This window comes from Amycolatopsis sp. CA-126428 (genome assembly GCF_002904335.1).
GTDB lineage: Bacteria > Actinomycetota > Actinomycetes > Mycobacteriales > Pseudonocardiaceae > Amycolatopsis.
The window spans coordinates 19,338-40,879 of the sequence record NZ_PPHF01000016.1; the positions used below are offsets into that span (position 1 = coordinate 19,338).

At 72.8% G+C, this 21,542-nt stretch carries 24 protein-coding genes; 11 read left to right on the plus strand and 13 right to left on the minus strand.

Features of this window, described 5'->3' with window-relative positions:
- The first annotated feature begins 4 nt into the window (after nucleotides 1–4).
- Nucleotides 5–1,369, plus strand: coding sequence for an MFS transporter (locus C2L58_RS03490; RefSeq protein WP_103335767.1), 1,365 nt, complete (start codon nucleotides 5–7; stop codon nucleotides 1,367–1,369).
- Here C2L58_RS03490 and C2L58_RS03495 read toward each other — a convergent pair.
- Nucleotides 1,355–2,131 (minus strand): NAD(P)-dependent oxidoreductase, encoded by a 777-nt coding sequence (locus C2L58_RS03495; protein ID WP_103335770.1) that lies wholly within the window; start codon nucleotides 2,129–2,131, stop codon nucleotides 1,355–1,357. The two genes, C2L58_RS03490 and C2L58_RS03495, sit on opposite strands and share 15 nt — an antisense overlap.
- A gap of 76 nt (nucleotides 2,132–2,207) precedes the next feature.
- On the opposite strand from C2L58_RS03495, the gene C2L58_RS03500 reads away from it, so the two are divergent.
- From C2L58_RS03500 to C2L58_RS03510, 3 genes are all read left to right on the plus strand, one after another.
- The gene (locus C2L58_RS03500) at nucleotides 2,208–2,882 is read left to right on the plus strand and encodes a GntR family transcriptional regulator (RefSeq protein ID WP_103335773.1); all 675 of its coding nucleotides are present in this window, start codon (nucleotides 2,208–2,210) and stop codon (nucleotides 2,880–2,882) included.
- Between the two features lie 78 nt (nucleotides 2,883–2,960).
- Nucleotides 2,961–3,665 (plus strand): 4-carboxy-4-hydroxy-2-oxoadipate aldolase/oxaloacetate decarboxylase, encoded by a 705-nt coding sequence (locus C2L58_RS03505; RefSeq protein ID WP_103335774.1) that lies wholly within the window; start codon nucleotides 2,961–2,963, stop codon nucleotides 3,663–3,665.
- A complete protein-coding gene (locus tag C2L58_RS03510; RefSeq protein WP_103335776.1) occupies nucleotides 3,662–4,693 on the plus strand; it encodes a 4-oxalomesaconate tautomerase in 1,032 nt (343 codons plus the stop codon). The genes C2L58_RS03505 and C2L58_RS03510 overlap by 4 nt, the downstream gene beginning before the upstream one ends.
- Nucleotides 4,694–4,715: 22 nt before the next feature.
- Here the strand turns inward: C2L58_RS03510 and C2L58_RS03515 are convergent, their stop codons facing one another.
- Nucleotides 4,716–5,264 carry a DUF2231 domain-containing protein gene (locus C2L58_RS03515; protein WP_103335777.1) on the minus strand — a complete coding sequence of 183 codons (549 nt, stop codon included), beginning with the start codon at nucleotides 5,262–5,264 and terminating at the stop codon, nucleotides 4,716–4,718.
- Between the two features lie 455 nt (nucleotides 5,265–5,719).
- Between C2L58_RS03515 and C2L58_RS03520 the strand changes: the two genes are divergently transcribed.
- Both C2L58_RS03520 and C2L58_RS03525 read left to right on the plus strand, forming a co-directional pair.
- Nucleotides 5,720–6,934, plus strand: coding sequence for an MFS transporter (locus tag C2L58_RS03520; RefSeq protein WP_103335779.1), 1,215 nt, complete (start codon nucleotides 5,720–5,722; stop codon nucleotides 6,932–6,934).
- A 241-nt stretch (nucleotides 6,935–7,175) separates the two neighbouring features.
- Nucleotides 7,176–8,441 carry a GGDEF domain-containing protein gene (locus C2L58_RS03525; RefSeq protein WP_233225529.1) on the plus strand — a complete coding sequence of 422 codons (1,266 nt, stop codon included), beginning with the start codon at nucleotides 7,176–7,178 and terminating at the stop codon, nucleotides 8,439–8,441.
- Nucleotides 8,442–8,446: 5 nt separating this feature from the next.
- On the opposite strand, the gene C2L58_RS03530 is transcribed toward C2L58_RS03525, so the two are convergent.
- Nucleotides 8,447–9,442: a LacI family DNA-binding transcriptional regulator gene (locus C2L58_RS03530; RefSeq protein WP_103335781.1), complete on the minus strand. Its 996-nt coding sequence runs from the start codon at nucleotides 9,440–9,442 to the stop codon at nucleotides 8,447–8,449.
- Nucleotides 9,443–9,523: 81 nt separating this feature from the next.
- Between C2L58_RS03530 and C2L58_RS03535 the strand changes: the two genes are divergently transcribed.
- Both C2L58_RS03535 and C2L58_RS49725 read left to right on the plus strand, forming a co-directional pair.
- Nucleotides 9,524–10,366 (plus strand): phytanoyl-CoA dioxygenase family protein, encoded by an 843-nt coding sequence (locus tag C2L58_RS03535; protein WP_103335783.1) that lies wholly within the window; start codon nucleotides 9,524–9,526, stop codon nucleotides 10,364–10,366.
- Between the two features lie 35 nt (nucleotides 10,367–10,401).
- Nucleotides 10,402–10,542, plus strand: coding sequence for a hypothetical protein (locus C2L58_RS49725; RefSeq protein ID WP_199191080.1), 141 nt, complete (start codon nucleotides 10,402–10,404; stop codon nucleotides 10,540–10,542).
- 48 nt (nucleotides 10,543–10,590) lie between these two features.
- Here the strand turns inward: C2L58_RS49725 and C2L58_RS51240 are convergent, their stop codons facing one another.
- Entirely contained in the window at nucleotides 10,591–10,713 is a 123-nt protein-coding gene (locus C2L58_RS51240) for a hypothetical protein (RefSeq protein ID WP_255410490.1), read from the minus strand.
- 205 nt (nucleotides 10,714–10,918) lie between these two features.
- On the opposite strand from C2L58_RS51240, the gene C2L58_RS03540 reads away from it, so the two are divergent.
- A complete protein-coding gene (locus C2L58_RS03540) occupies nucleotides 10,919–11,671 on the plus strand; it encodes a ZIP family metal transporter (protein WP_103335785.1) in 753 nt (250 codons plus the stop codon).
- On the opposite strand, the gene C2L58_RS03545 is transcribed toward C2L58_RS03540, so the two are convergent.
- Both C2L58_RS03545 and C2L58_RS03550 read right to left on the minus strand, forming a co-directional pair.
- A complete protein-coding gene (locus C2L58_RS03545; protein ID WP_103335786.1) occupies nucleotides 11,652–11,969 on the minus strand; it encodes a hypothetical protein in 318 nt (105 codons plus the stop codon). The two genes, C2L58_RS03540 and C2L58_RS03545, sit on opposite strands and share 20 nt — an antisense overlap.
- Before the next feature lie 27 nt (nucleotides 11,970–11,996).
- Nucleotides 11,997–12,596 carry an SRPBCC family protein gene (locus C2L58_RS03550; RefSeq protein ID WP_103335788.1) on the minus strand — a complete coding sequence of 200 codons (600 nt, stop codon included), beginning with the start codon at nucleotides 12,594–12,596 and terminating at the stop codon, nucleotides 11,997–11,999.
- Between the two features lie 93 nt (nucleotides 12,597–12,689).
- Between C2L58_RS03550 and C2L58_RS03555 the strand changes: the two genes are divergently transcribed.
- The gene (locus C2L58_RS03555; protein WP_103335789.1) at nucleotides 12,690–13,340 is read left to right on the plus strand and encodes a TetR/AcrR family transcriptional regulator; all 651 of its coding nucleotides are present in this window, start codon (nucleotides 12,690–12,692) and stop codon (nucleotides 13,338–13,340) included.
- 9 nt (nucleotides 13,341–13,349) lie between these two features.
- Here C2L58_RS03555 and C2L58_RS03560 read toward each other — a convergent pair whose 3' ends face one another.
- The 5 genes from C2L58_RS03560 to C2L58_RS03580 all read right to left on the minus strand — a co-directional run bounded on the left by C2L58_RS03560 (nucleotide 13,350) and on the right by C2L58_RS03580 (nucleotide 17,065).
- Entirely contained in the window at nucleotides 13,350–14,225 is an 876-nt protein-coding gene (locus C2L58_RS03560) for a S1 family peptidase (protein WP_233225530.1), read from the minus strand.
- Between the two features lie 66 nt (nucleotides 14,226–14,291).
- Complete coding sequence (locus C2L58_RS03565) at nucleotides 14,292–14,933, minus strand: TetR/AcrR family transcriptional regulator (RefSeq protein ID WP_103335793.1); 642 nt, start codon at nucleotides 14,931–14,933, stop codon at nucleotides 14,292–14,294.
- An 86-nt stretch (nucleotides 14,934–15,019) separates the two neighbouring features.
- Nucleotides 15,020–15,898: a CU044_5270 family protein gene (locus tag C2L58_RS03570; protein WP_103335794.1), complete on the minus strand. Its 879-nt coding sequence runs from the start codon at nucleotides 15,896–15,898 to the stop codon at nucleotides 15,020–15,022.
- Nucleotides 15,891–16,481, minus strand: a complete 591-nt coding sequence (locus tag C2L58_RS03575) for an RNA polymerase sigma factor (RefSeq protein WP_103335796.1) — start codon at nucleotides 16,479–16,481, stop codon at nucleotides 15,891–15,893. The genes C2L58_RS03570 and C2L58_RS03575 overlap by 8 nt, the downstream gene beginning before the upstream one ends.
- 101 nt (nucleotides 16,482–16,582) lie before the next feature.
- A complete protein-coding gene (locus C2L58_RS03580) occupies nucleotides 16,583–17,065 on the minus strand; it encodes a MarR family winged helix-turn-helix transcriptional regulator (protein WP_103335797.1) in 483 nt (160 codons plus the stop codon).
- 87 nt (nucleotides 17,066–17,152) lie between these two features.
- Here C2L58_RS03580 and C2L58_RS03585 point away from each other — a divergent pair, with 87 nt between their 5' ends.
- Complete coding sequence (locus C2L58_RS03585) at nucleotides 17,153–17,767, plus strand: GTP cyclohydrolase II (protein WP_103335799.1); 615 nt, start codon at nucleotides 17,153–17,155, stop codon at nucleotides 17,765–17,767.
- 116 nt (nucleotides 17,768–17,883) lie between these two features.
- Here C2L58_RS03585 and C2L58_RS03590 read toward each other — a convergent pair whose 3' ends face one another.
- Both C2L58_RS03590 and C2L58_RS03595 read right to left on the minus strand, forming a co-directional pair.
- A complete protein-coding gene (locus C2L58_RS03590) occupies nucleotides 17,884–18,207 on the minus strand; it encodes a hypothetical protein (protein ID WP_103335800.1) in 324 nt (107 codons plus the stop codon).
- Between the two features lie 112 nt (nucleotides 18,208–18,319).
- The gene (locus tag C2L58_RS03595) at nucleotides 18,320–21,457 is read right to left on the minus strand and encodes a family 43 glycosylhydrolase (protein ID WP_103335802.1); all 3,138 of its coding nucleotides are present in this window, start codon (nucleotides 21,455–21,457) and stop codon (nucleotides 18,320–18,322) included.
- Nucleotides 21,458–21,542: the final 85 nt, after the last annotated feature.

A 21,542-nucleotide genomic window follows, 5' to 3' on the forward strand; every position in this document is an offset into this window, starting at 1 on the left:
TGCAATGCAGCACGCCAACGCGCTCAACCGGCTGAACCGCCTGCCGATTTCCCGGTTCCACAAGGTCACCCTGTTCGCCGTCTCGTTCGCCTACTTCTTCGAGTTCGCCGACATCAACAGCTTCGCCACCACCGCGCCCAAGCTGATCAAGCTGTGGGGCGTCACGGTCAACCAGGTCGCGTACGTGACTTCGCTGTCGTTCGTCGGCATGTTCTTCGGCTCGATCATCGCGAGCACGATCGCCGACCGCTGGGGCCGGAAGAACGCGCTCGTGCTGACGACCGTCTGGTTCGGCGTCTTCTCGTTCGCGGCGGTGTTCTCGTGGGACATCGTGTCGCTCGGCGTGTTCCGGGTCCTGACCTCGGCGGGCCTGTCCGCGATGACCGTGGTCGCGGTGATCTACGTCAACGAGCTGTACCCCGCGGCGAACCGGGGCAAGTACCAGGCCTACGCGATCGTGATCGGCATCTGCGGCACGCCGGTGACCAACCTGATCGCCAGCGTCGTGGTGCCCCTCGGCGACTGGGCGTGGCGGCTGGTCTACCTGTGGGGCGCGCTCGGGGTCCTGCTGGTGCTGTTCACCCGGCGGCTCAAGGAGTCGCCCCGCTGGTACGAAAGCCGCGGCGAGCACGGACGCGCCGACGCGGTGCTGCGGGAGATCGAGGCCCAGGTGGCGGCCGAGAAGGGCCCGCTGCCGGAGCCGGCGCCGCCGGTGGGAGAGGCGCCGGTGGCGAAGGCGCCGCTGAGGTTGTTGCTGCGCAAGAAGTACCTGCTGCCGACGCTGCTGCTCACCGTCCTGTGGGTGACGCAGACGATCGGGTTCTTCGGCTATTCGAGCTGGGCGCCGACGCTGCTGGCCAAGGAGGGCTTCAGCGTCGAGAAGTCCGTGTTCTACGTGGCGCTCACGACGGTCGGCGCGCCGCTGGGCTCGTACCTGGCGGCCCTGGTCACCGACCGCTTCGAACGCAAGTGGTGCCTGGTCGCGTTCGGCACGGTGATCGCGCTGTGCGGGCTGCTCTACGGGCTGACGTTCAACCCGGTCCTGATCGTGGTGTTCGGCTTCCTGGTCAACATGTTCGAGCGCGGCTACACGGCGCTGGGGTACGCGTATTCGCCGGAGCTGTTCGACACGCGCGGCCGCTCACTGGGCACCGGCGTGTCGTACGGCTTGGGCCGGCTCTCGAACGCGGCGGGCCCGCTCATCGTGGCCGGGCTGTACAACGGCAGCGGCTACCGGAGCGTGTTCTTCTTCATCGCGGGCACGTGGCTGGCCGGCGCGCTGGTGCTGGCGGCGTTCGGGCCGCGGACCCGGCAGGCGCGGCTCGACGGCGTCACCGCGGCGACGGCCGGCGCGTCAACGATCCGGTGAATCGGCGAGGTGCGCCAGCTGCTCACGCGCCGCGGCGGCGATGTCGGCCCGGACGCCGAGCTCGCCGAGCATCTCGGCGGCCGCCGCCATCTCGGCGGTGCGGCGGACGGCGTGCCGGTACGAGCCGTCGACCAGCCTGTCCACAGTGGACGCGTCCGCGGCGGTGAGCTCGGCGACGACGATCTGCCGCAGCCAGTCTTCGCAGCCGGCGGCGCGGGCGGCCTGCAGCGCCTCGACCACGGCGGCGGACATCCCCTTGAAGAAGACGCTGCGCAGCAGCTTGCGTTCGGCGGCGAGCCCGGCCTCGCCGGCCATCGTCTCGACGGCCGCGCCGAGCGGGTTCAGCGCCGCGGCGACCACGTCGGCGGCGGGCCCGGTGGCCAGCATCGGCACCCGCAGCCCCCGGCCGGGGACCGGGGCCATGATCGCCACGTCGGCGAAGGGAATCCGGTGCTCGGCGGCGAGGGCGGCGAGTTCGCGCTTGGTGCCGGGCGAAGCGGTGTTCAGGTCGGCCCAGGCGGCGCTCTCGGGCAGCCCGTCCAGGCCGGCTTCTAACGCCCGCCGGGCGGCCGACGCGCTGTTGACGCTCAGGACGAGGTCCGCGCCCCGGGCGGCGTCGGCCTCCGAGCCGGTGGGCACGACCCCGCCGGTCGCGGAAACCGCCGGGTCGTAGCCGCGCACGACGGCGCCGGCCGCCACCAGGTCGCGGGCCAGTGCGCCGCCCGCTTCGCCCAGGCCGAGGACGGCGATGGTTCCGGTCACAGCAAACTCCTCCTCGCCAGCTACGATCGAGTACACGATGTGCTCGACAAAATTGTCAACAAATGGAGCCGAGGCTATGACGGAGAGTGCGCCGGACCCGCAGCCGGGGGAGCGGTCCGCGGTGGCGGCCATCCGCGACGCCATCGTCCGCGGCGAGTTCGTGCCCAACCAGCGGCTGGTCGAGGCGGACCTGTCGGACCGGTTCGGGGCGAGCCGGGCGACGGTTCGGGCGGCGCTCATCGAGCTGACCAACGAGGGGCTCATCGAACGCGTGCAGAACCGCGGCGCCCGCGTGCGCGCGGTGTCGCTCGAGGAGGCTGTCGAGATCTCCGAAGTGCGCATGATGCTGGAGTCGCTGTGCGCGGCGAAGGCGGCGGAGCGCGTTTCGGACGCCGAGGTGGGCGAGCTGCGCGAACTGGGCGAGCGGATGCGGGCGGCCGTGGCGGGCGGGGACGTCGTCGGGTACTCGGGTCTCAACCAGCGGCTGCACCGCCGCATCCGCGAGATCAGCGGCCAGCGGACGGCCGCGCAGGTGCTGGAACGGCTTCGCGGGCAGAGCGTCCGGCACCAGTTCCGGCTGGCGATGCGCCCAGGCCGGCCGCAGGTCTCGCTCCCGGAGCACCTGGCGATCATCGACGCGATCTGCGCCCACCGGCCGGAGCAGGCGGCCGAGGCCGCCCGGGCCCATCTCGGCAGCGTGATCGAGGCGCTGAAGGCGGCCGACGCCGAGGTCTCGCCGCTTCACCCCTGACCTGCGGCGATCGAGGCCTCCTCAACCTGTGCGCCAAGATTGTTGACAATTTCGTCGCCCGAATCGTACGGTGAGGGCATGAACCCGGTCATCGTCACCGATCCGCCGCGCGCCGACCTCGACGAGGTGACGCGGCTGGCCGACTACGGCGTCGCCACCGTGCACGAGGCTCTCGGCCGCTCCGGCCTGCTTTCCGCCGGCCTCCGGCCGATCCAGGACGGCGCCCGCGTCGGCGGCACCGCCGTCACCGCCCTGTGCTGGCCCGGCGACAACCTGATGATCCACGCCGCCGTCGAGCAGTGCCGCGAAGGCGACCTCCTCGTCGTCACCACCACCTCGCCGTGCGGGGACGGCCTCTTCGGCGAGCTCTTCGCCACCGCGCTGCGCCGCCGCGGGGTGCGCGGGCTGGTCACCACCACCGGCGTCCGCGACGTCGCCGAGCTGCGCGCGCTCGGCTTTCCCGTCTGGTCGGCCGCGGTGAGCGCGCAGGGCACGGTCAAGGCGACCGCGGGCGCGGTCAACGTCCCCGTCGTCGTCGGCGGACAGCTCGTCCGCCCCGGTGACGCCGTCCTGGCCGACGACGACGGCGTCCTGCGCGTCCGCCGCGAAGACGTCCGAAGTGGACTCGAGAAGGCGCAAGCCAGGCTGGACAAGGAAGCCGCCGCCCGGGAAGCCTTCGCGAACGGCCAGCTCGGCCTGGACCGCTACGGCCTGCGCGAAAAACTCGAAGCGCTCGGCGTCCGGTACCTGACGGCCGAGGAGTACGCGAAGGAGCAGGCATGACCGGCGTGCGCTGCATGCTCATGCGCGGGGGCACGTCGAAGGGCGCCTACTTCCTCGCCGAAGACCTCCCGGCCGACCCGGCCGCCCGCGACGACCTGCTGCTGCGGATCATGGGCACGCCCGACCCGCGCCAGATCGACGGCCTCGGCGGCGCGCAGCCGGTCACCAGCAAGGTCGCCATCGTTTCGCCGGCGACCGACGACGGCCACGACGTCGACTACCTGTTCCTGCAGCTCGGCGTGGAGGAGGCGACCGTCTCCGATCGCCAGACGTGCGGCAACCTCCTCGCCGGCGTCGGGCAGTTCGCCGTCGAGCGCGGGCTCGTCCCCGCCGGGCCGGAGCGCACCACCGTCCGCGTGCGGCTGCTCAACACCGGCTCCATCGCGATCGCCGGCTTCCCCACCCCCGGCGGCGAAGTCGACTACCGCGGTGGCACGGCCATCTCCGGTGTGCCGGGCACCGCCGCCCCGGTCGAGCTCGACTTCACCGGCACCGAAGGGTCGACGTGCGGCAGCCTGCTGCCCACCGGCCACGTCCGCGACGACATCGGCGGCATCGCCGTCACCTGCGTGGACAACGGGATGCCGGTCGTTGTCGCGCGCGCCGAAGACCTCGGTGACGGGCCGGGCCTGAGCGAGCGGATCGACGCGCTGCGCATCGAGGCCGGGAAGCTGATGGGCCTCGGCGACGTCCGCGGCTCGTCCGTCCCGAAGACCACGCTGGTCGCCGCGCCTCGCGACGGCGGCGCCATCGCCACCCGTACCTTCATCCCGGTCAAGCCGCACCCGTCGATCGGGGTGCTCGGCGGCGTCAGCGTCGTGACGGCGTTGCTGCTCGACGGCGCCGTCGGCGCCGAGCTCCTCCGGAAGCCGCCGGCCGGCGAGCCGATCGAGATCGAGCACCCGAGCGGCAAGCTCGCCGTCGGCATCGAATTCGACACGACGGTCACCCCGCCCCGGATCCGCCGGTCCACAGTGGTCCGCACGGCCCGGAAGCTGTTCGACGGCACCGTTTTCCCCCGGTCCTGAGGAGTTCGGAACCCGAGCGCGGTCAGCGCGACTGCCAGCGGAAGAACCCGGCGCCCTGCGCGTAGGCGAGGTGCCCGCCGAGGGCGCCGCCGGCGCTCGTCACCGCCAGGCCGAGCGCGCCGAGAACCCGGCCGCGGGCCACCCGGCCGCGCGTGCGGGCGGTGTAGGAGGCGCCGAAGAGGGCGATCGCGACGGCGTTGCCCGTTGCGTGGGCGAGACCGACCCGGCGCTGCCGTTCATCGAGGTCGGCGTAGTCGAACAGGCCGAGGAGCACCGCCGCGGGCGCGGTCAGCAGACCGGTCGCGACCAGCCGGCGGGCGGCCTCCTCCTGGCCGGGCAGCAGGTCGAACACAGCCGAGCACACCCACGCGCCGATCGGCACGGTGACGGCGAGAGGGTGCAGCGGATGGCCCAGCCAGCGCCCGCGCAGCAGCCGGCCCGGGACGCTCGTGGCGGCCCGGCGCAACCGGTACGCAAGCGCGGTGGCGGGCACATCGAGCACTTCGGCATCCTCGACGGCCATCAGCGCCCGATGCGGCGGGGCAGGGGTCTCACGGTCGGCTCTCTGCATGCCGTCCCGGCTACCCGGCTGGGCGCGGTCCAACCGCCTGGGTGCGGGGTGGTCGGTTTGCTTGGGTCGGGTGTGGTCGGCCGAGCGGTCCGGCCGCCTCTGCCGGGCGGGGTCCTGCCGCCGCCGTGTGGCATGGTGGGTTCGCGCTCGTCGGGTGGGACCTGATCGGGTGGCCCAGCCGCCGCCCAGCCGGCCCTCTGCCCGCCGCAGTCCAACCGCCCCGCGCGGCGCGGTCGATTCGCCGGCTCCGCGTGCGGCCCGGCCGGGCGGCCCACCGCGACCACCGCCATGGTTCAGCCGGCCCACCGCCCCACCGGCCGTCGTTCAGCCGGCCGGGCGACCCAAACCGCCCCCACCCCGCCTCCGTCGATGGTGGCGGCCCCCGCCACGCGCTACCGTGAGCGTCTTGGGCAACGCTCTGCGTGACACAGTGAGGGCCGGCCCTGGGGGTGGGGATGGGTGTGACGCGGTCCGCGTTCGCGGTACGCGGCTTCCGGCTGCTCTGGCTCGCGGGCCTGCTCTCGGTCGCGGGTGACCAGCTGGCCCGGGTCGCCTTGTCGATACTCGTCTTCCAGCGCACCGGTTCCGCCGCACTGAGCGCCGCCACCTACGCCCTGTCGATGCTGCCCGCCCTCGTGTCCGGCGCGCTGCTGTCGTGGCTGGCCGACCGGTACCCGCGGCGCCGCGTCATGGTGGCCTGCGACGGGATCCGGGCGGGGCTGGTCGCCGTGATGGCCGTGCCCGCCGTGCCCTTGCCGCTGATGGCCGGGCTGCTCGTGCTCGTGCAACTGGCCGAAGCGCCGTTCTCCGCCGCCCAAGGCGCCGTCCTGCCCGAGCTGCTGGGCAGCCGGTACGAGGCGGGACAAACGGTTCACCAGGTCACCACGCAGCTGTGCCTGGTCCTCGGGTTCGCCGCGGCCGCGTTCGTGGTCACCGGGGTCGGCGCGCACGCCGCCCTGGCCGTCGACGCCGCCACCTTCGCCGCCTCCGGCCTGCTGATCCGGGCCGGGCTCGGGCGCCACCCGCCGCCCGCCGCCGCGGGACACGAGGCGACGTGGTGGCGGCGGATCGCCGCCGGCGCGGTGGCCGTCAGCCGGGATCGGACCCTGGGGACGCTCGTGTGGCTGGGCTGGCTGGCGTTGTTCACCGTCGTCCCCGAGGGGCTCGCCGTCCCGTTCGCGCAGCAGGCCGGGGTGGGCGGCGAATGGATCGGGGTGCTGCTCGCCGCGGAGCCGGCGGGCGCGGTCGTCGGCGCGCTGCTGCTGCGACGGGTCGCCCGGCCGGTGCGGGTGCGCGCGCTGGGCGTGCTGGCGGTCGGGACGGCGGCGCCGCTGGTGGCCTTCTGGGGCCGGCCGACCCTGGGCACGGCGCTGGCGCTGCTGTTCGTCTCCGGGCTGTGCTCGGCCTACCAGGTCACCGCGGGCGCGACGTTCGTCCAGCTGTCCCCGCCGCGGGTGCGCGGGCGGACCCTCGGGTTCGCCCGCACCGGCATGATCGCCGGGCAGGGGCTCGGGATCGTGGCCGGCGGCGTCCTCGCCCAGCTGGTCGGGCCGGCCGCGGCGATCGCCTGGGCGGGAACCGCGGGAGCGCTCGTCGCGCTCGCCGCGGCCGCGGCCTGGGCGCGCCGCCGGCCGGACGCCGTTTCGGCCGCCCTCCCGGCCGAGGCCTGAGTTCGTCACCAGCCTTTGTCGCTCATCGCGGGCTCCTTCCCGGTGGCAGGGGAGTGGGACTCGGTTCACCAGCCCTTGTCGCTCATCGGCTCGCCTTTCCGTGCGGTTCCTCCGGTGCCGGATACCCGGGAATCGTCTCAGCCGCCCGGTCGGGTCGCGATGGAGGGAAACACCTGACATCCGGCCGTGACGCGACTACCCTGGGCGATCGGGGCATCACCGGCGCGGGGGAGGCGCTGCGATGGGGGAAAACGTGGTCACCGGCGGGGGCCGGTCGCCATCGGGGTGGAAGCTGTGGTCGTTGCCGGGGCGGGTGCGGTTCCTCGTCCTGGGCGTGGACCTGCTGGCGTTCGGCGTGCTGGTGCTTTCGGCCCGCGCGGCGCCGACACCGGAGCAGTGGGTGACGGCGGGCTGGCTCGCGGCGGCAGCGTTGCCGCACCTGCACGCCTCCCACCTGATCGAACGGCGGCGGCGCGATCGCGAGGGCACGCCGTACGTCGACCTCTGCAGCGTCTGGATCTTCGCCGGGGCCATCGCGGTACCCCTGGTGCTCGAGCTGGTGCTGGTGGCGGTGATCTACGCCCACCGCTGGGTGCTGGTCAACCGGTTCGACGCGGTCCGGCCGCCGCACCGCACCGTGTACACCGCCGCCACGCTCGCGCTGGCCGCGGCCGCCGCGGCCACCGTGCTGCGCTGGAGCGGCGTCCATGAGCACCTCGCCGGCGGCGCGCGGCCCGGCTGGGCCGACCTGGCCGCCGTGGTCGCCGCGGCGGCGGTGCAGTGGGCGGTCAACACCGGGCTCGTCGGCACGGCCATCGCCTGGACGGTCGCCGTCGAGCACCCGCGCCGGCTGATCGGCAGCGCGTCGGACAACCTGCTGGAGGTCAGCCAGCTCGCGCTGGGCGTGTTCGTCGCGCTCGCCCTCCTCTGGTGGCCGCCGGCCGCGCTGCTGATGATCATCCCGACGTTCGCGCTGCACCAGTGCGTCCAGCTCGACCAGCTCAGGCTCGCCGCCCGCACCGACCAGCGCACCGGGCTGCTCAACGCGATCGCCTGGCACCAGCAGGCCGAGCTCGCGCTCGAGCGCACCCGCGGCCGGATCGGGGTGCTGATGATCGACCTCGACTGGTTCAAGCGCATCAACGACACCCACGGCCACCCGGTCGGCGACGACGTCCTCGCCGAGGTGGCCACCGTGCTCACCCGGACCGTCCGGCGCGGGGACACGGTCGGCCGGTACGGCGGGGAGGAGTTCGCGGTCCTGCTGCCCGACGTCGACGAGGCCGAGGTCCGCGCGATCGCCGAGCGGATCCGCGTCCGGATCCGGGCGCTGCGCATCACCGCGCCGACGGGCGAGGCGGTGACGCTGTCGGCGACGATCGGCGCGGCGCTGGACCCGTCCACGGCGCCGGGCGCCGGCCTCGACGAGATGATCCGCGCGGCCGACGACGCGCTGTACGCGGGCAAGAAGGCCGGCCGCGATCGGGTGGCGGTCGCCGGCTGCTGACACGCTCAGCTCGATTCGCGCACTTCCAGGTGGTGCGGCGCGACGATCGACCGTGGGGGTTCCGGGTCGGCCGCCTGCCGGGCCAGCCGGTCGAGGGCGAGTTCGGCGATCCGGTCCTTGTCCGGCGACACGGTCGTCAGGGCCGGCACGCTGTAGCGGCCGTCTTCGATGTCGTCGAACCCCACCAGGGCCACGGATTCGGGCACCGCGACACCACGGTCGGCGGCGGCCCGCACCGCGCCGAGCGCCAGTTCGTCGGTGAAGCAGAAGACGGCGTCGGGCGGCCGGGGCAGCTCCAGCAGGCCCAGCATCGCCCGGTGACCGTCGGCCCGGTGCAGGCGCCGCACCGGGACCTCGAGCTCCGGCTCGGCGGGCAGGCCCGCCTCGGCCAATGCCTGCCGGTAACCGGCGAGACGCTGCCGCGCGGTGGCGTTCAGCGAGCGCGGCTGGATGCCCAGCGCCGCGACGCGGCGGCGGCCCGAGGCCAGCAGGTGCCGGGTGGCCTCGCGCGCGGCGGCGACGTTGTCGATCGCGACGTGGTCGACGCCGGCGGTGCCGTCGTGCTCGCCGAGCAGCACCAGCGGGACGGTGTCGGTGCGCGCGGCCAGTTCCGCGGGGGCCACCGCCCACGGGCTGAACAGTACCCCGTCGACCAGCTGGCTGCGGCGGCCGTGCAGCAGCTCCTTCTCGCGCTCGGCGTCCCCGTCGGTCTGGTCGATGAGCACGGTCAGGCCCCGGGCACCGGCGATCCGGACCGTCCGCGCGGCGAGCTCGGCGAAGTACGGCGAGTCGATCTCGGGGATCACCAGCGCCACCAGCCCAGTCCGGCCGCGCCGCAGGGTGCGCGCGGCCAGGTTGGGCCGGTAGCCGAGCGCGTCGATGCTCGCCTGCACGCGTTCCCGGGTCGCCGGGGCCACGTACCGGAACCCGTTGACCACGTTGGACACCGTGCGCACCGAGACACCGGCGTGCTCGGCCACGTCGCGCAGTTTCGGGTTCACCGGCGCAGCGTACCTCTTGCAACGTGGCATGCCACGTTGCAAACTGAGCTGCCACGCCGTCGTGCTCGTCAGGAGGCCCGGATGACCGCGCACCAGACCGCCCCCGCCCCGCTGCCCGCCGCCGAACTCGCGGCGCTGACCGAGCGCCTCGGCTCGGACGGCATCATCGGCCTGCCCGGGGCGTTCCCCCGTGACTGGGTGCGGCGGCTCGGCGAAGACATCGACACGGCGTTCGCCGAGGCCCGCGCCCGCCCGGGCGGGGCCGTCGGCCGCGGGCCGAACCGCTTCTACGTCGAGATCCACCCGGAGCAGCTGCGCGGGTTCACCGAACTGGCCGGCCACCCGTGGATCACCGCCGTCGCCGAGGCGGTGCTGGGCCCGGCGTACCGGATCGTCGAAGTGGGCTTCGACGTCCCGCTCGAAGGCGCGGTGGACCAGCCCTGGCACCGGGACTTCCCGATGCCCGCCGAAACCGCGCGCGAAGGGCGGCTGACGTCGCTGGCGGTGAACGTGACCGCCGTCGACACCGAGCCGGACATGGGACCGTTCGAGATCGCGCCCGGCACCCACCGGGACGACGGCAGCGCGTTCGACCACGGCATGTTCCCGCCCCGGGAGGCCTGGCCGCGGTACCGCGAACTCGCGACCCGCAAGTTCCCGCGGATGGGCGACATTTCGATCCGGTCGTCCCTCACGGTCCACCGCGGCACCGCGAACCACTCCGCGAAGTCCCGCCCGGTTCTGGTGCTGGGCCTGGACGCGCCGGGGGCGGGCAACGACGCCCGCCACGACACGGCGGTCACCCGGGAATTCTGGGCGTCCCTGCCGGAATCCGTGCGCGCCCACCTGCACTGCCCGGTCGTCGACGTCCTGCGGCCGATCACCCAGAAGCACACGATCGAGGGCCTCGTGATGGGAGCTTGATGTTTGGCCGCCCCGGACGCGGGCACCTGGTGGCCATGGCTGATGCGGGAATCACCGAAATGACGGGCCGGGCCGGCGTCGTCGCGGCGCTGCGCCGCGTGCTGCTCGCCTTCGGGGTCGGCGGTGCGCTGGCGTGCCTCGCCTGGATGGCGTTGTGGCTGGCGATGCACGTCTAGAGCTGCCGGCTCCGGCCACGCGCGGTGCGTCGTGGCCGGAGCCTGGTCTCACTGGCAGGCTTCGCAGTCCGGGTCGTCGATGCGGCAGGCGGCGCCGTCGGTGAGCGGGAAGTCGAAGTCCTCCAGTTCGGGCACGGCGACGGACTCTTCCGGGGTGGTGGTGGCGGACATGGGCCCTCCCTTGTGGACGAACGGGTTCTCCTGGGTGTAGCGCCGAAGATCGCCGCGCATTCCGTGACGCGCACCACACCGGCGACGCCGCGGCCGCCGGGCGCGGCCGACGTCCCCGCACCTCGGAATCGTGTTTTGTGTCCGCGACGGCCCTCGTGGGTAGTCCTTCCCCGGACGATCACGGATTCGGCGGAAGGTGGCTGTCGTGCCGCAGTGGGTGGAGGCGGGGCTGTGGGGCCTCGTCGGCGGGGTCGCGCTGGTGCTCGGCGCCGCCGTGGCCTGGTGGGTGCGGGTGTCGCGGCGGGTCGTCGCCGGGATCATGGCCTTCGGGGCCGGGGTGCTCATCTCCGCGCTCGCGTTCGACCTCGTCGACGAAGCGCAGCGGGCCGGCGGGCTCTGGCCGACCGCCGGCGGCTTCCTCGGCGGCGCCGCCGTGTACGTCCTGATCAACGTGCTCCTCGCCCGGCGGGGTGCCCGGCACCGCAAGCGTTCCGGGGATCAGCAACCGTCCGAACAGGACACCGCGGGCAGCGGGGCCGCCATCGCCGTCGGTGCCCTGCTCGACGGGATCCCGGAATCCGTCGTGCTCGGCGTGTCACTGCTCGGTGGCGGGGGAGTCGGGGTCACCGTGCTCGCCGCCGTGTTCATTTCGAACGTCCCCGAAGGCCTGTCCAGCGCCGCCGGCATGAAGGCCGCCGGCCGCGGCGCCCGGTACGTCTTCGGCGTCTGGAGCGGTATCGCGATCGCCAGCGGGCTCGCGGCCCTGGTCGGCAACCTCCTGCTGCGGACCGCGTCCCCCGCGACCGTCGCCGCCATCACGGCGGTGGCCGCGGGCGCGATCCTCGCCATGATCGCCGACACCATGATCCCCGAGGCGTTCGAACGCACCGAGCTCTACACCGGCCTGCTCGCCACCATCGGCTTCCTCACCGCGTTCGTCATCGAGCACGCCGGCTGAGGGCGACCGCGACCACGACGCCCGCCGCGGTGAACAACGCGGTGGCCAGGGGACTCAGGAACTTCGACAGGCTCGGTGCGCTGCTCGGCCCGGCCAGCCACGCCGTCAGCGCGGCGGCGTAGACGGCGGCGAGGGCGGCGGCCCACCGGCGCCGCGCCCGCCGCCGCAGCGCACCGACCAGCACGACGGCGATGGGCACGCCCGACAGCAGCGCGAACTGGCCGGCCACCAGGACCGGGACGGACCAGGCCGCGACGAGGACGGCCTTCGAGGTGCGGGGCGGGGCGGTGATGGTCATCGACTTCCTCTCCTGGGGAAACGAAGCTCAGCGGGCTTCGGCGGTGGTCTTGAGGGCGGCGAGCCAGGCGTCGAGCCCGGGGGCCAGGTAGCGGATGGCGGTGGCGGGATCGGCCTCGATCTGCTCGCCCGTCCAGCTCTCCTCGGTGCGGACGAGCACGCCGCCCCGCACCGGCGTGAACGTCCAGACGTGCACGCCGCGGTCGATGCGCAGGCCGTCGCCGATCGCCGGGCCGGTCCAGCGGACGCACCGGCCCGGCTGCAGCTGCCCGACCGTCGAGGTGATGACCAGGGTGGTCGCCGGGGTCGTCGGGGTGGGCGGCGCCGGCGTGGTCCAGCGGAACCGCGAACCCGGCCGCAGCGGCCCGGCGTCGAGCCGCCGCGCGGTGGTGACGGCCGGCTGCCAGGCGGGCCAGCCCGCCACGTGGGTGTGCAGCTTCCAGACCGCGGCGGCCGGCGCCTTGATCAGCGTTTCGGTCCGGTAGTGGAGCTGCGCGGCCGGATCGATGCCCACGCCGCGGCAGCTCAGGGCCGTCGCCGGGGCGGCTCCGGCCGGGGCGGCGGTACCCACCAGCCCCGCGGTGACCGAAAGGGCGAGCAGGGTGGAGCGGAGCCGGGTGCCGATCACGGTGTCCTCCGGGTGGTTAGCGCTTGTTTGGATAGTTAGAAGCTATAACCAGCACCGCGTGAGTGTCAATAGGAAAAGTGATAGCCTCTAACGGTGATCAGCGAGAGCCCGCGAGAGCGTTATCGAGCCCAGGTGCGCGAGGAGATCAAGCGCCACGCGTGGGAGCAGATCGCCGCGGCCGGGGTGCCCGCGCTGTCGCTCAACGCGATCGCGAAGCAGCTGGGCATGAGCGGGCCCGCGCTGTACCGGTACTTCGCGAGCCGGGACGAGCTGATCACCGCCCTGATCCGGGACGCCTACCGCAGCCTCGCCGACACCGTCCGGGCCGCCCGCGACGCCGGGGCCGGCCTGCCCGGGCTGGCGGACACCATCCGCGACTGGGCGCGCGGCGATCCGCAGCGGTACTTCCTGATCTACGGCACGCCCGTGCCCGGCTACCACGCGCCGGGCGACACCACGGCGATCTCGTTCGAGGTCATGGCGGTGCTGATCGAAGCCTGCGCCGACGAGCCGGGCGAAGAGCCGGCGGGCGAGCCGCCGACGCCGTTCGACGCGCACCTCGAGACCCACCGCGAGTGGGCGGGCGGCCACCCCGCGCCGGCCGCCGCCCTGCACCGCGCGCTGTCCTTCTGGATCCGCCTGCACGGGGTGCTGTCCCTCGAGCTGGCGGGCCACTTCGCCGGCATGAAGTTCGACCCGGACCTGCTGATCACCGAGGAACTGGCCGCGCTGCGGGAGCGCTGACCGCCAGGGTCAGCCCGTTTGTTCGCGGATCCAGTCCGTCACGACGTCCACCCGGGCGATCGTCTCGGCACCGGGCTGCGGGCACGGCGGCCCGGTGTTGACGATGGCCACCAGCGTCCCGGTGCGGTCGTCGTCCGACACGAAGAACGGGCCGCCCGAGTCCTCGGGGCACGGGCCGTTTTCGACCGTGCGCTTGCCGACCGGCTGGGCCTCCAGGGTGGCCTGGCCGATGCCCGACACCGTGAACCGCCCGCGTTTGAGGTGATCGGACGGGCCCAGCACGGTCGCCGAGAGCGAACCCCACCCGGCGAACTCGAGCTGCTTCCCCACCGACGGCCGGCTCGTGGCCAGCGCCACCGGGACGATGTCGTCGATCGGGCGGCCGAGCTTGGCCACCGCCAGGTCGTTCACCGGCGACTGCCGGACGTCGACGACCTCGGTCGTGTACCCGCCGGGATCGGTGTCCTTCAGCCGGCCGACGGTGACGGTCATGGTGTACGGCGGCCGCCCGCCGATCCGGGCGTCCTTCAGGTCGTGGAAGCAGTGCCCGGCGGTGACGATCCACTGCGGCGCGACCAGCGCCCCGCTGCAGGCGCCGTTGCGCACCCCGCCGCCTGGGACGGGGATGTCGTCGGACGTCAGCTTCGCGTTGAACGGCAGGGTCGGGTTCGGTGCCGGCCGGGCGGACGTGGGCGCCGGCGCCGGGACCGGAGCCACGGCCGCGGTGTCGGGCAGGCTGTGCCCGCCGGCCGCCGCGGCCAGGATCGGGCCCGCGACCGTCACCCCGGTCGCGGCGTGGGCGAACGCGAGGCCGGCGCCGGTCAGCACCGCGACCGCCACCGCTCGTGCCCGGAACTGCCGTCGTCGATCCGAAGAGGTCCTCACACTTCAATGCACGGGTGGGAGCCCGGAATGGTTGCGAGAACCGGGCGGTACTTGCATCCGCGCCGGTCAGGCGCGTCGGCGGCGGGCCGGCTTCTTCGCCGCGATCGCCGGCCACAGCACCGAGACGACCGCTTCGGGGATTTCGTCCCGGCTCTCGCCGCGGTAGAAGGCGGCGAAGTAGCTGCCGAAGCACAGCGTCGCGATGGTGTGCTTGTCGATGTCGCCGGCGACCTCGCCGCTCTCCTGCAGCCGGGTCAGCATGTTTTCGACGAGCGTGACCCGCGGTTCGACGGCGTGCTCCCGGAGGATCCCGAGCAGCTCCGGTGTGCGGATCGCTTCGCCGGCGAAGTTGCCCATGAGCACCATCGCGTCCGGGTTGAAGTACGCGGGATCGAGCCGCCGGACGGCTTCGGTGAACGCCTCGCGCGGGGCCATTCCGGTCAGGTCGACGGTGTAGGAGTCGCGCTGCTTGCGGAAACCGTAGTCGAGCGCGTCGACGACGAGGTCGAACTTGGTGCGCCACCGCCGGTACAGCGTCGGACGGCTGACTCCCGCGTCCGTCGCGATGTCGCCGATGGTCATGAGGGAGTAGCCGTCGCGGACGAGGCGCTCGCGGGTGGCCAGGATGATCGCTTCGTCGAGCGCGGCGTCGCGGGGACGCCCGCCCGGCCGCGGCGCTTCCGGGTTCGTCTCGCGTGCCGGCGCCATGGGAAGAGCCTAATCGATCCGTTACGGCACGTCGTCGTAACGGACGGCCCGCCGGGACCCGGTGCGAGTCCCGGCGGGCCGGGCGGTCAGGGGCGCTGGCCCACCTCGTCGACGTAGGTCTTCACCGTCACCGCGCTGTCGGTCGTACCCAGGAACTGGTACGTGGTGGCGTCGAAGACCAGCACGATCGGCTTCGCTTTGGGGCCCGAACCGGGGGACACCGGGAATTCGATCCCGACGCCCGGGCGGCCGGCGCCGTCGGTGACGTGGTCCAGGGCCTTCAGGCCCGGCACCCTGGCCGCCGCCTCGAACAGCGCCGCGTAGGACGCCGGCTGGAGGACCTGCTCGTAGGCGAGGCCGTAGACGGCCTTGCCGATGTAGCCGGCCCGGCCTACGCGATCCTCCTCCTTGCCGTAGAGGTAGGCCAGCATCGCGTCGGCCGTCGTCGGCAGGTCCGTCCGGTAGACCGACCTGGGTGTGCAGTCCTCGAGCGTCCCCTCGAAGCGGGGGTCGTTCGTGCCGTACATCGGCGCCTTGCCGTTGCGGCAGCCCCCTTCCTTGATGCTGCCGATCAGGCTGTCACGGGTGCCGTCGACCGAGAGCCAGACCTCGCGGTTGGGGGGAATGGTGTATTCGGTCTTCACGTACAGGAACTGGTCGGGCCGGGGTGGCTTGGCCGGCTCCTTCAGCGCGGTGTTCGCCGCTGCGGTCAGCACCTTGACCGGGTCGGCGTGCGCCACGCCCGCCCCGACGCCGACCTGGTCGGCGGGGGTCAGGGCGACGACGGCGGTGATCGCCGCGGCCAGGCCGATCGAGGCGCCGGCGAGCCAGAACCAGCGGCGCGGCCGGTGCCGCCGCTCGCCGCGCGCGGCGGCCAGCAGCCGCTCGCGGGCCGGCGCGAGGTGCTCCGCCGGCGCGAAGCCGACGGTTTCCGCGCGGGTGCGGATCAGGTCCAGTTCATCCATGACCCGAGGTCTCCTTCACGAGGTCGAAGGCGCCGAGCTCGGCGCGGACGCGGCCGCGAGCCCGGTTGAGGCGGGATTTGACGGTGCCGACGGGAATGCCGAGTGCATCGGCGACGTCCTGGTAGGCCAGGCCTTCCGCGGCGACGAGCAGCAGGACGTCCCGCTCGCGGGGACGCAGGGCGGCCAGGGCCCGGTCGAGCCGCGTGGCGAGGGCCTGCGCGGTGACCTGGTCGGCGACCCGGTCGGCGTGCCCTTCGTCGGCGGCCGGCGGTCCGACGGCCAGCCGGAGCTTCAGCTCGCGCACTTCCGCCCGCCGCTGCCGGGAAATGAGGTTCGTGGCGATGCCGTAGAGCCACGGCCGGGCGTCGGACCGGGCCGGGTCGAACTTCGCCCGCTTGTCGAAGGCGATCAGGAACGTGTCGGCCAGGACGTCGTCGGCGGTCGCCGGGCCGAGGGGCCGGGCCACGTAGCGGTGGATGTGCCGCGAGTGGCGGTCGAAGATGACCGCGAACAGGCTCGGCTCGTGCCGCGACCGCGCGATCACGCTCGCGTCGTCGTCGGCATCGGTGTCTTCCGGGGTCATCGCCCGCCTTTCGATCCAGCCAGTGTCATGAGCTGTTCTCAGGCGGCGTGCGCCGGGTTCCGGAATCGGCGGGGATCAGCGAAGGAAGTGACGCAGGTCACTCAGGGGCAGCCGTCGGCGGCCTCTCCGGCCGCGAGCATGCGGCGGTTCGCCTCGCTCAAGCCGTCGGCCAGCGCGTGCAGCTGATCCGGGGTGAGGACGTCGATCAGCAGTTCGCGGACCAGCCCGACGTGTCCGGGCGCGGCCTGCTCGAGCAAGGTCATGCCGTCGTCGGTGAGCACGGCGTAGACCGCCCGCGGATCGCTTTCGCACGCGCGGCGGCGCACCAGGCCGGCCCGTTCCAGCTGGCCGATCTGGTAGGTGAGCCCGCTCTTGGAGTTCGAGACCGCGCAGGCGAGCTCGGCCATCCGCAGTTCGCGGTCGGGGGCCGCGCTGAGCCGAGCGAGGATCACGTACTGGAGGTGGGAGATTCCGGAATCCTGCTTGAGCTGCTGGTCCAGCCGCCGGTTGAGCAGCTCGTAGGTGCCGAGGAACGCGTTCCAGGCGCGCTTCTCCTCGGCGTTCAGCCACCGTGGACGACCCATGTCACAACGGTACCTGTTGTTCAAATTCGAACTCAAGGGGTACGGTCGGCTCAGAGTTCAAATTTGAACGAGCAACCTGGAGTCACCATGATCCCCGCCGCCACCGTCCGCACCCGCGTGCGGGTCCCGCTGCGCTTCGCCGACGGCTTCTCCGCTTCGGCCGACGTCGTCACCTTCGACGGCTTGGCGGACGGCGCCGAGCACCTCGCCCTGGTCTTCGGCGACCCGGTCCGGCCGCTGGTGCGCCTGCACTCGGAGTGTCTGACCGGCGACGTGTTCGGGTCCGCCCGCTGTGACTGCGGGCCGCAGCTGCGCGAGGCGGTGGAACGGATCGACGCGGCCGGCGGGGTCCTGCTCTACCTGCGTCAGGAGGGCCGGGGCATCGGTTTCTACGCCAAGCTGGACGCCTACGCCCTGCAGGACGCCGGGCTCGACACCTACCAGGCGAACACCGCGCTGGGCCTGCCCGAGGACGCCCGCGACTACACCGCGGCGGCCCAGATGCTCGCCACGCTGGGCCGCACCGAGGTGGACCTGCTCACCAACAACCCCGACAAGGTCCGGCAGCTGCGCGAGCGGGGCGTCACGGTCGCCGGGACGGTGCCCACCGGCGTCCACGCCACCCCGGACAACCTGCGGTACCTCGACGCCAAGGTCCGGCACACGAACCACACCCTGGCCCTGCCCGAACTGGCCGGCTGAGGGGGCGCCTCAGCGCCGGGAAGCCACGGTCGCCAGCTGCTCGGTGAGCTCGGCCAGCAGCTCGGTGGCCGCGTCGCCGAGCGCGGCCAGGTCGGCCAGGGTCGTTTCCTCCGTCGTCACGGGCACAGGTCCTCCTCCAGGGCGTCGGCGAACGCGGTGTGCACCCGGAGGTACTCGTCGCGGCCGACCGCCGTGTCGGCCCATTCGTGCCAGCGGATGTGCGCTTGGGCGACGTCGACCTGCGCGGCCGCCGCCACCGTGGCGGGGGACGTGCCGGCGAGGATCGCGTGGTGCATGAGCGACGGCGACGAGCGCCGGGCGAGCTCGGCCAAGGAGGCGAGGCGGGCGAGCTCCGCGAGCGTGTCGGACGTGACCGGCCGAGGGCGCGGCCGGGGGACCGGACGCGTGTTCCCGAGGTGGTCGGTCAAGACGCTGGTCATCAAATGACTCCCGAGGCGGAAACAGCTGAAGCAACCCGAACGGTGGACGTTTACCCCGGGCAGGCCGGGGTAAACGCCCGCACTCGTGATCTCCGTCTCACCGCATCGGGTGTCAGCTTGCCCGGACCGCTCCGCAGTGCCACGGGATCCGCTGCGGCCGCACGCTTTCCAGCGTCGGGACGACCGGGGCGATCGTGCCGTCGCGGCGGAACGTCAGCTTGTCGATCGTCGTCTCGCGGTGGGTGCCGTCGCCGCCCGGGATGCCGAAGCGGTGGTACGCGAGGTACCAGTCGTCGGTGCCCGGGACCTGCAGCATCGAGCTGTGCCCGGTGCCGAGGACACCCAGGTGGGCGTCCTTGCTCAGGAGCACGCCGCGGTTGGTGAACGGCCCGGCCGGGCTCGGCGCCGTGGCGTAGCCGACGCGGTAGTCCGGGCTGCGGGTGTCGTCGATGGACCAGCTGAGGTAGTACGTGCCCTTCCGCTCCACCATGAACAGCCCCTCGCGGAAGTCGGCCAGGCCGTCCAGCCGGGTGATCTTCGCCGGGTCGTAGGACACCATGTCGTCGTTCAGCGGGACGACGTAGGCGTTGCCGTTGCCCCAGTACAGGTACGGCTTTCCGGTGTGGTCGAGGAACACCGCCGGGTCGATCGCCTGGCCGCCGTCGGGGTTCTTGGCGATCAGCGGCTTGCCGGAGTCGACGAACGGGCCGGTCGGCGAGTCGCTCACCGCGACGCCGATCTTGGCCTCGGCGCAGAAGTAGAAGTAGTACTTCCCGCCGCGCTTCGCGATCGTCGGCGCCCAGGCGTTCTTGTCGGCCCAGCTGACGTCCTTGCCCAGGTCGAGGATGACGCCCTCGTCCTTCCAGTCGACGAGGTTCTTCGACGACCACGCCGAGAACTTCGTCCCGCTCCAGCCGTCGAACCCGTCGGTGGTCGGGTAGAGGTAGTAGGTGTCGCCGAACGCGACGATGTTCGGGTCGGCGTTGAAGCCGGGCAGGACGGGGCTGTGCACCTCGTGCGCCTCGACCGTCCACACGCGACGCTCGCCGCCGGCGCCGGTCACCGTGAACTGCTTCGGCGAGCCGAGGTCGACCGGCTTGTCCGGCTTGATGGTCGCGCCCGGCGCCAGCTCGAACTTCGGCGCGAGCCGGCGCAGGTCGGTGCCGGGCTTGACCGGCAGCACGACCGTCCCGGCGCCGGCGTCGATGACGGCCGGCGTCTTGAGCGCGTCGAGCTGCACCGAGCGGATCGCGGTGCTGTTCGACGGGAGCGTGGCGACGTCGAGCCCGGACAGCGCCCGGTTGTAGAGCCGCACGTCCTTCATCTTGCCGGTGAAGGTCTTGTCGCCGGCGTACACCGAGCGGCCGAGGTAGTTCGCCGCCGTGACGCCGCCGCCGAGGTCCGACGGCTTGATGGTGGCGTTCGCGTTGCGGCCCACTTCGACGCCGTCCAGGTAGAGCACCTCGACGCCGTTGCCGATGGTTAGCGTCACGTTCTTCCACACCCCTCGCGGCAGCCCGCCGCCGGAGTCCGCCCCCTGCTCGGTGGTCCAGTTGCCGGTCGCGATGGCGCCGCGGAAGCCACCGCTCGCCGTCCCGCCGGTGGTGAAGAGGTAGCCGTTGCCGGTGCCGTCCTTCGCCGTGTTGCCCAGGCCCCACAGGAAGTACGGCGTCTGCTGGTTCGGGTCGACCAGGACGTCGGCCGACACGGTCGCCGCGGCGGCGCCGGTGAGCAGGTTGTCCGGCAGCTGCACGTGGCCGTTCTTGCCGCCGAAGGCCAGCGCGCCGCCGGCCCAGGAGACGTCACCGGCGAGGGCGCCGTCGTACCCGTGCCCGGTGGTGTCGGTCGCGACCGTGCCCGACTTCGCGTCGAGCGGCCAGTGCGCGACCAAGCCCTTCGCGTCGGCCTTCACCGGTGCCGGGGGAGCACTCAGCCGGTCCATCTCGGCCTGGGTGACCGGCAGGACGGTGCCGTGGCGCGGCGAAGCGGGCAGGTGCGCGCCGGCCGACATCGTCCACTGGCCCGAATTCAGGTCGGTGGTCTCGAACGGGACGTAGCCGCGGCCGCCGAACTCGTCGATGAACAGGTACCACTTGTTCTCGGTGTTGGACTTGAACCCGGTCGGCCCTTCACCCGCGGACAGGCCGGGGCTGGTCGCGGTGGCCTTGCCGAGGCAGTCGGCGACGAAGCCGTAGTGCGGGTCGAGCAGGTCGGTGGCCTTCTCCTCGGTGATGAACTTGCTGCACGGCGTCGAGGAGGTGTTGTTGCGCTCGTCCTTGGTGAACCGGTAGTAGGTGTCCTGGTTCTTGATGACCGTCGAGTCGATCACCGAGTAGCCCGGGTCGATCCACACCTGCGGCGCGCTGAAGGTGCGGAAGTCGCGCGTGGTCGCGTACAGCATCCGGTTGTAGGTGTCCCCGGTGTGGTTCGGGTCGTTTTCCGCGTAGAGCTTCGACGCCCAGTAGACGACGTACGTCCCGCGTTTAACGTCCCAGAAGGCTTCCGGGGCCCACGTGTTGCCCGCGGTCGGCGGGGACACCTGGACGCTGCGCTGGCGCGACCAGTGCGCCAGGTCGGTCGACTCCCAGACCATGATCGACCGGCTGCCGGTGCGCTGGGCGGCGTCCCAGCCACGGCCGGCGTAGATCCGCAGGTCGGTGGCGAGCAGGTAGAACTTGTCGCCGTCGGGGGAGCGCAGGATGAACGGGTCGCGCACGCCCAGCTCGCCGAGGCTCGACTTGAGCACCGGCTGGCCGTTGTTGAGCTCGCTCCAGTTCAGCGGGTCGTTGCCCTTGCTGAGCGCGGAGTAGATCTGCTCGCCGTTGGAGGAGCCTTCGCCGGTGAAGTAGAAGAAGCTGTAGCCCGCCAGCGGTTGCGGGGCCGGCTTGGGGACCACGGTGGCGGTGAACCGCCGTGTGGAGCTCTCGCGGCCTTGGCTGACCTTCGCGGTCAGGACGACCTTCGCGGGGGCCGCCCCGGTCGCCGGCCGGGTGACCTCACCGGTCGGCGTGATCACCGACGGCGCGGACGACGTCCAGGTGACGCTCGTGCCGTCCGGGCCGCTCGCCGGCAGCGTGAGATTGCCGCGGACGTCGTCGAGGTCGGGCACGGAAAGCGTGCTCGCGGCGGCGCGGACGCCGGTGCCGGTGCCGGGGGACGGCGTCGCGCCGGCGCCGGCGCTGCCGAGGGGGACGAGTGCGGCCGCGACGGCCAGCACGACGCCGAAACGGCGCGGGGAGAACAACTTCATCGTTGTCGGTTCCTTCGGGGCACGTCGGGGACCAGAGCATGTTAACGTTAACATGCTCCGGGGTACGCTGACTCTAGGTCGGTGT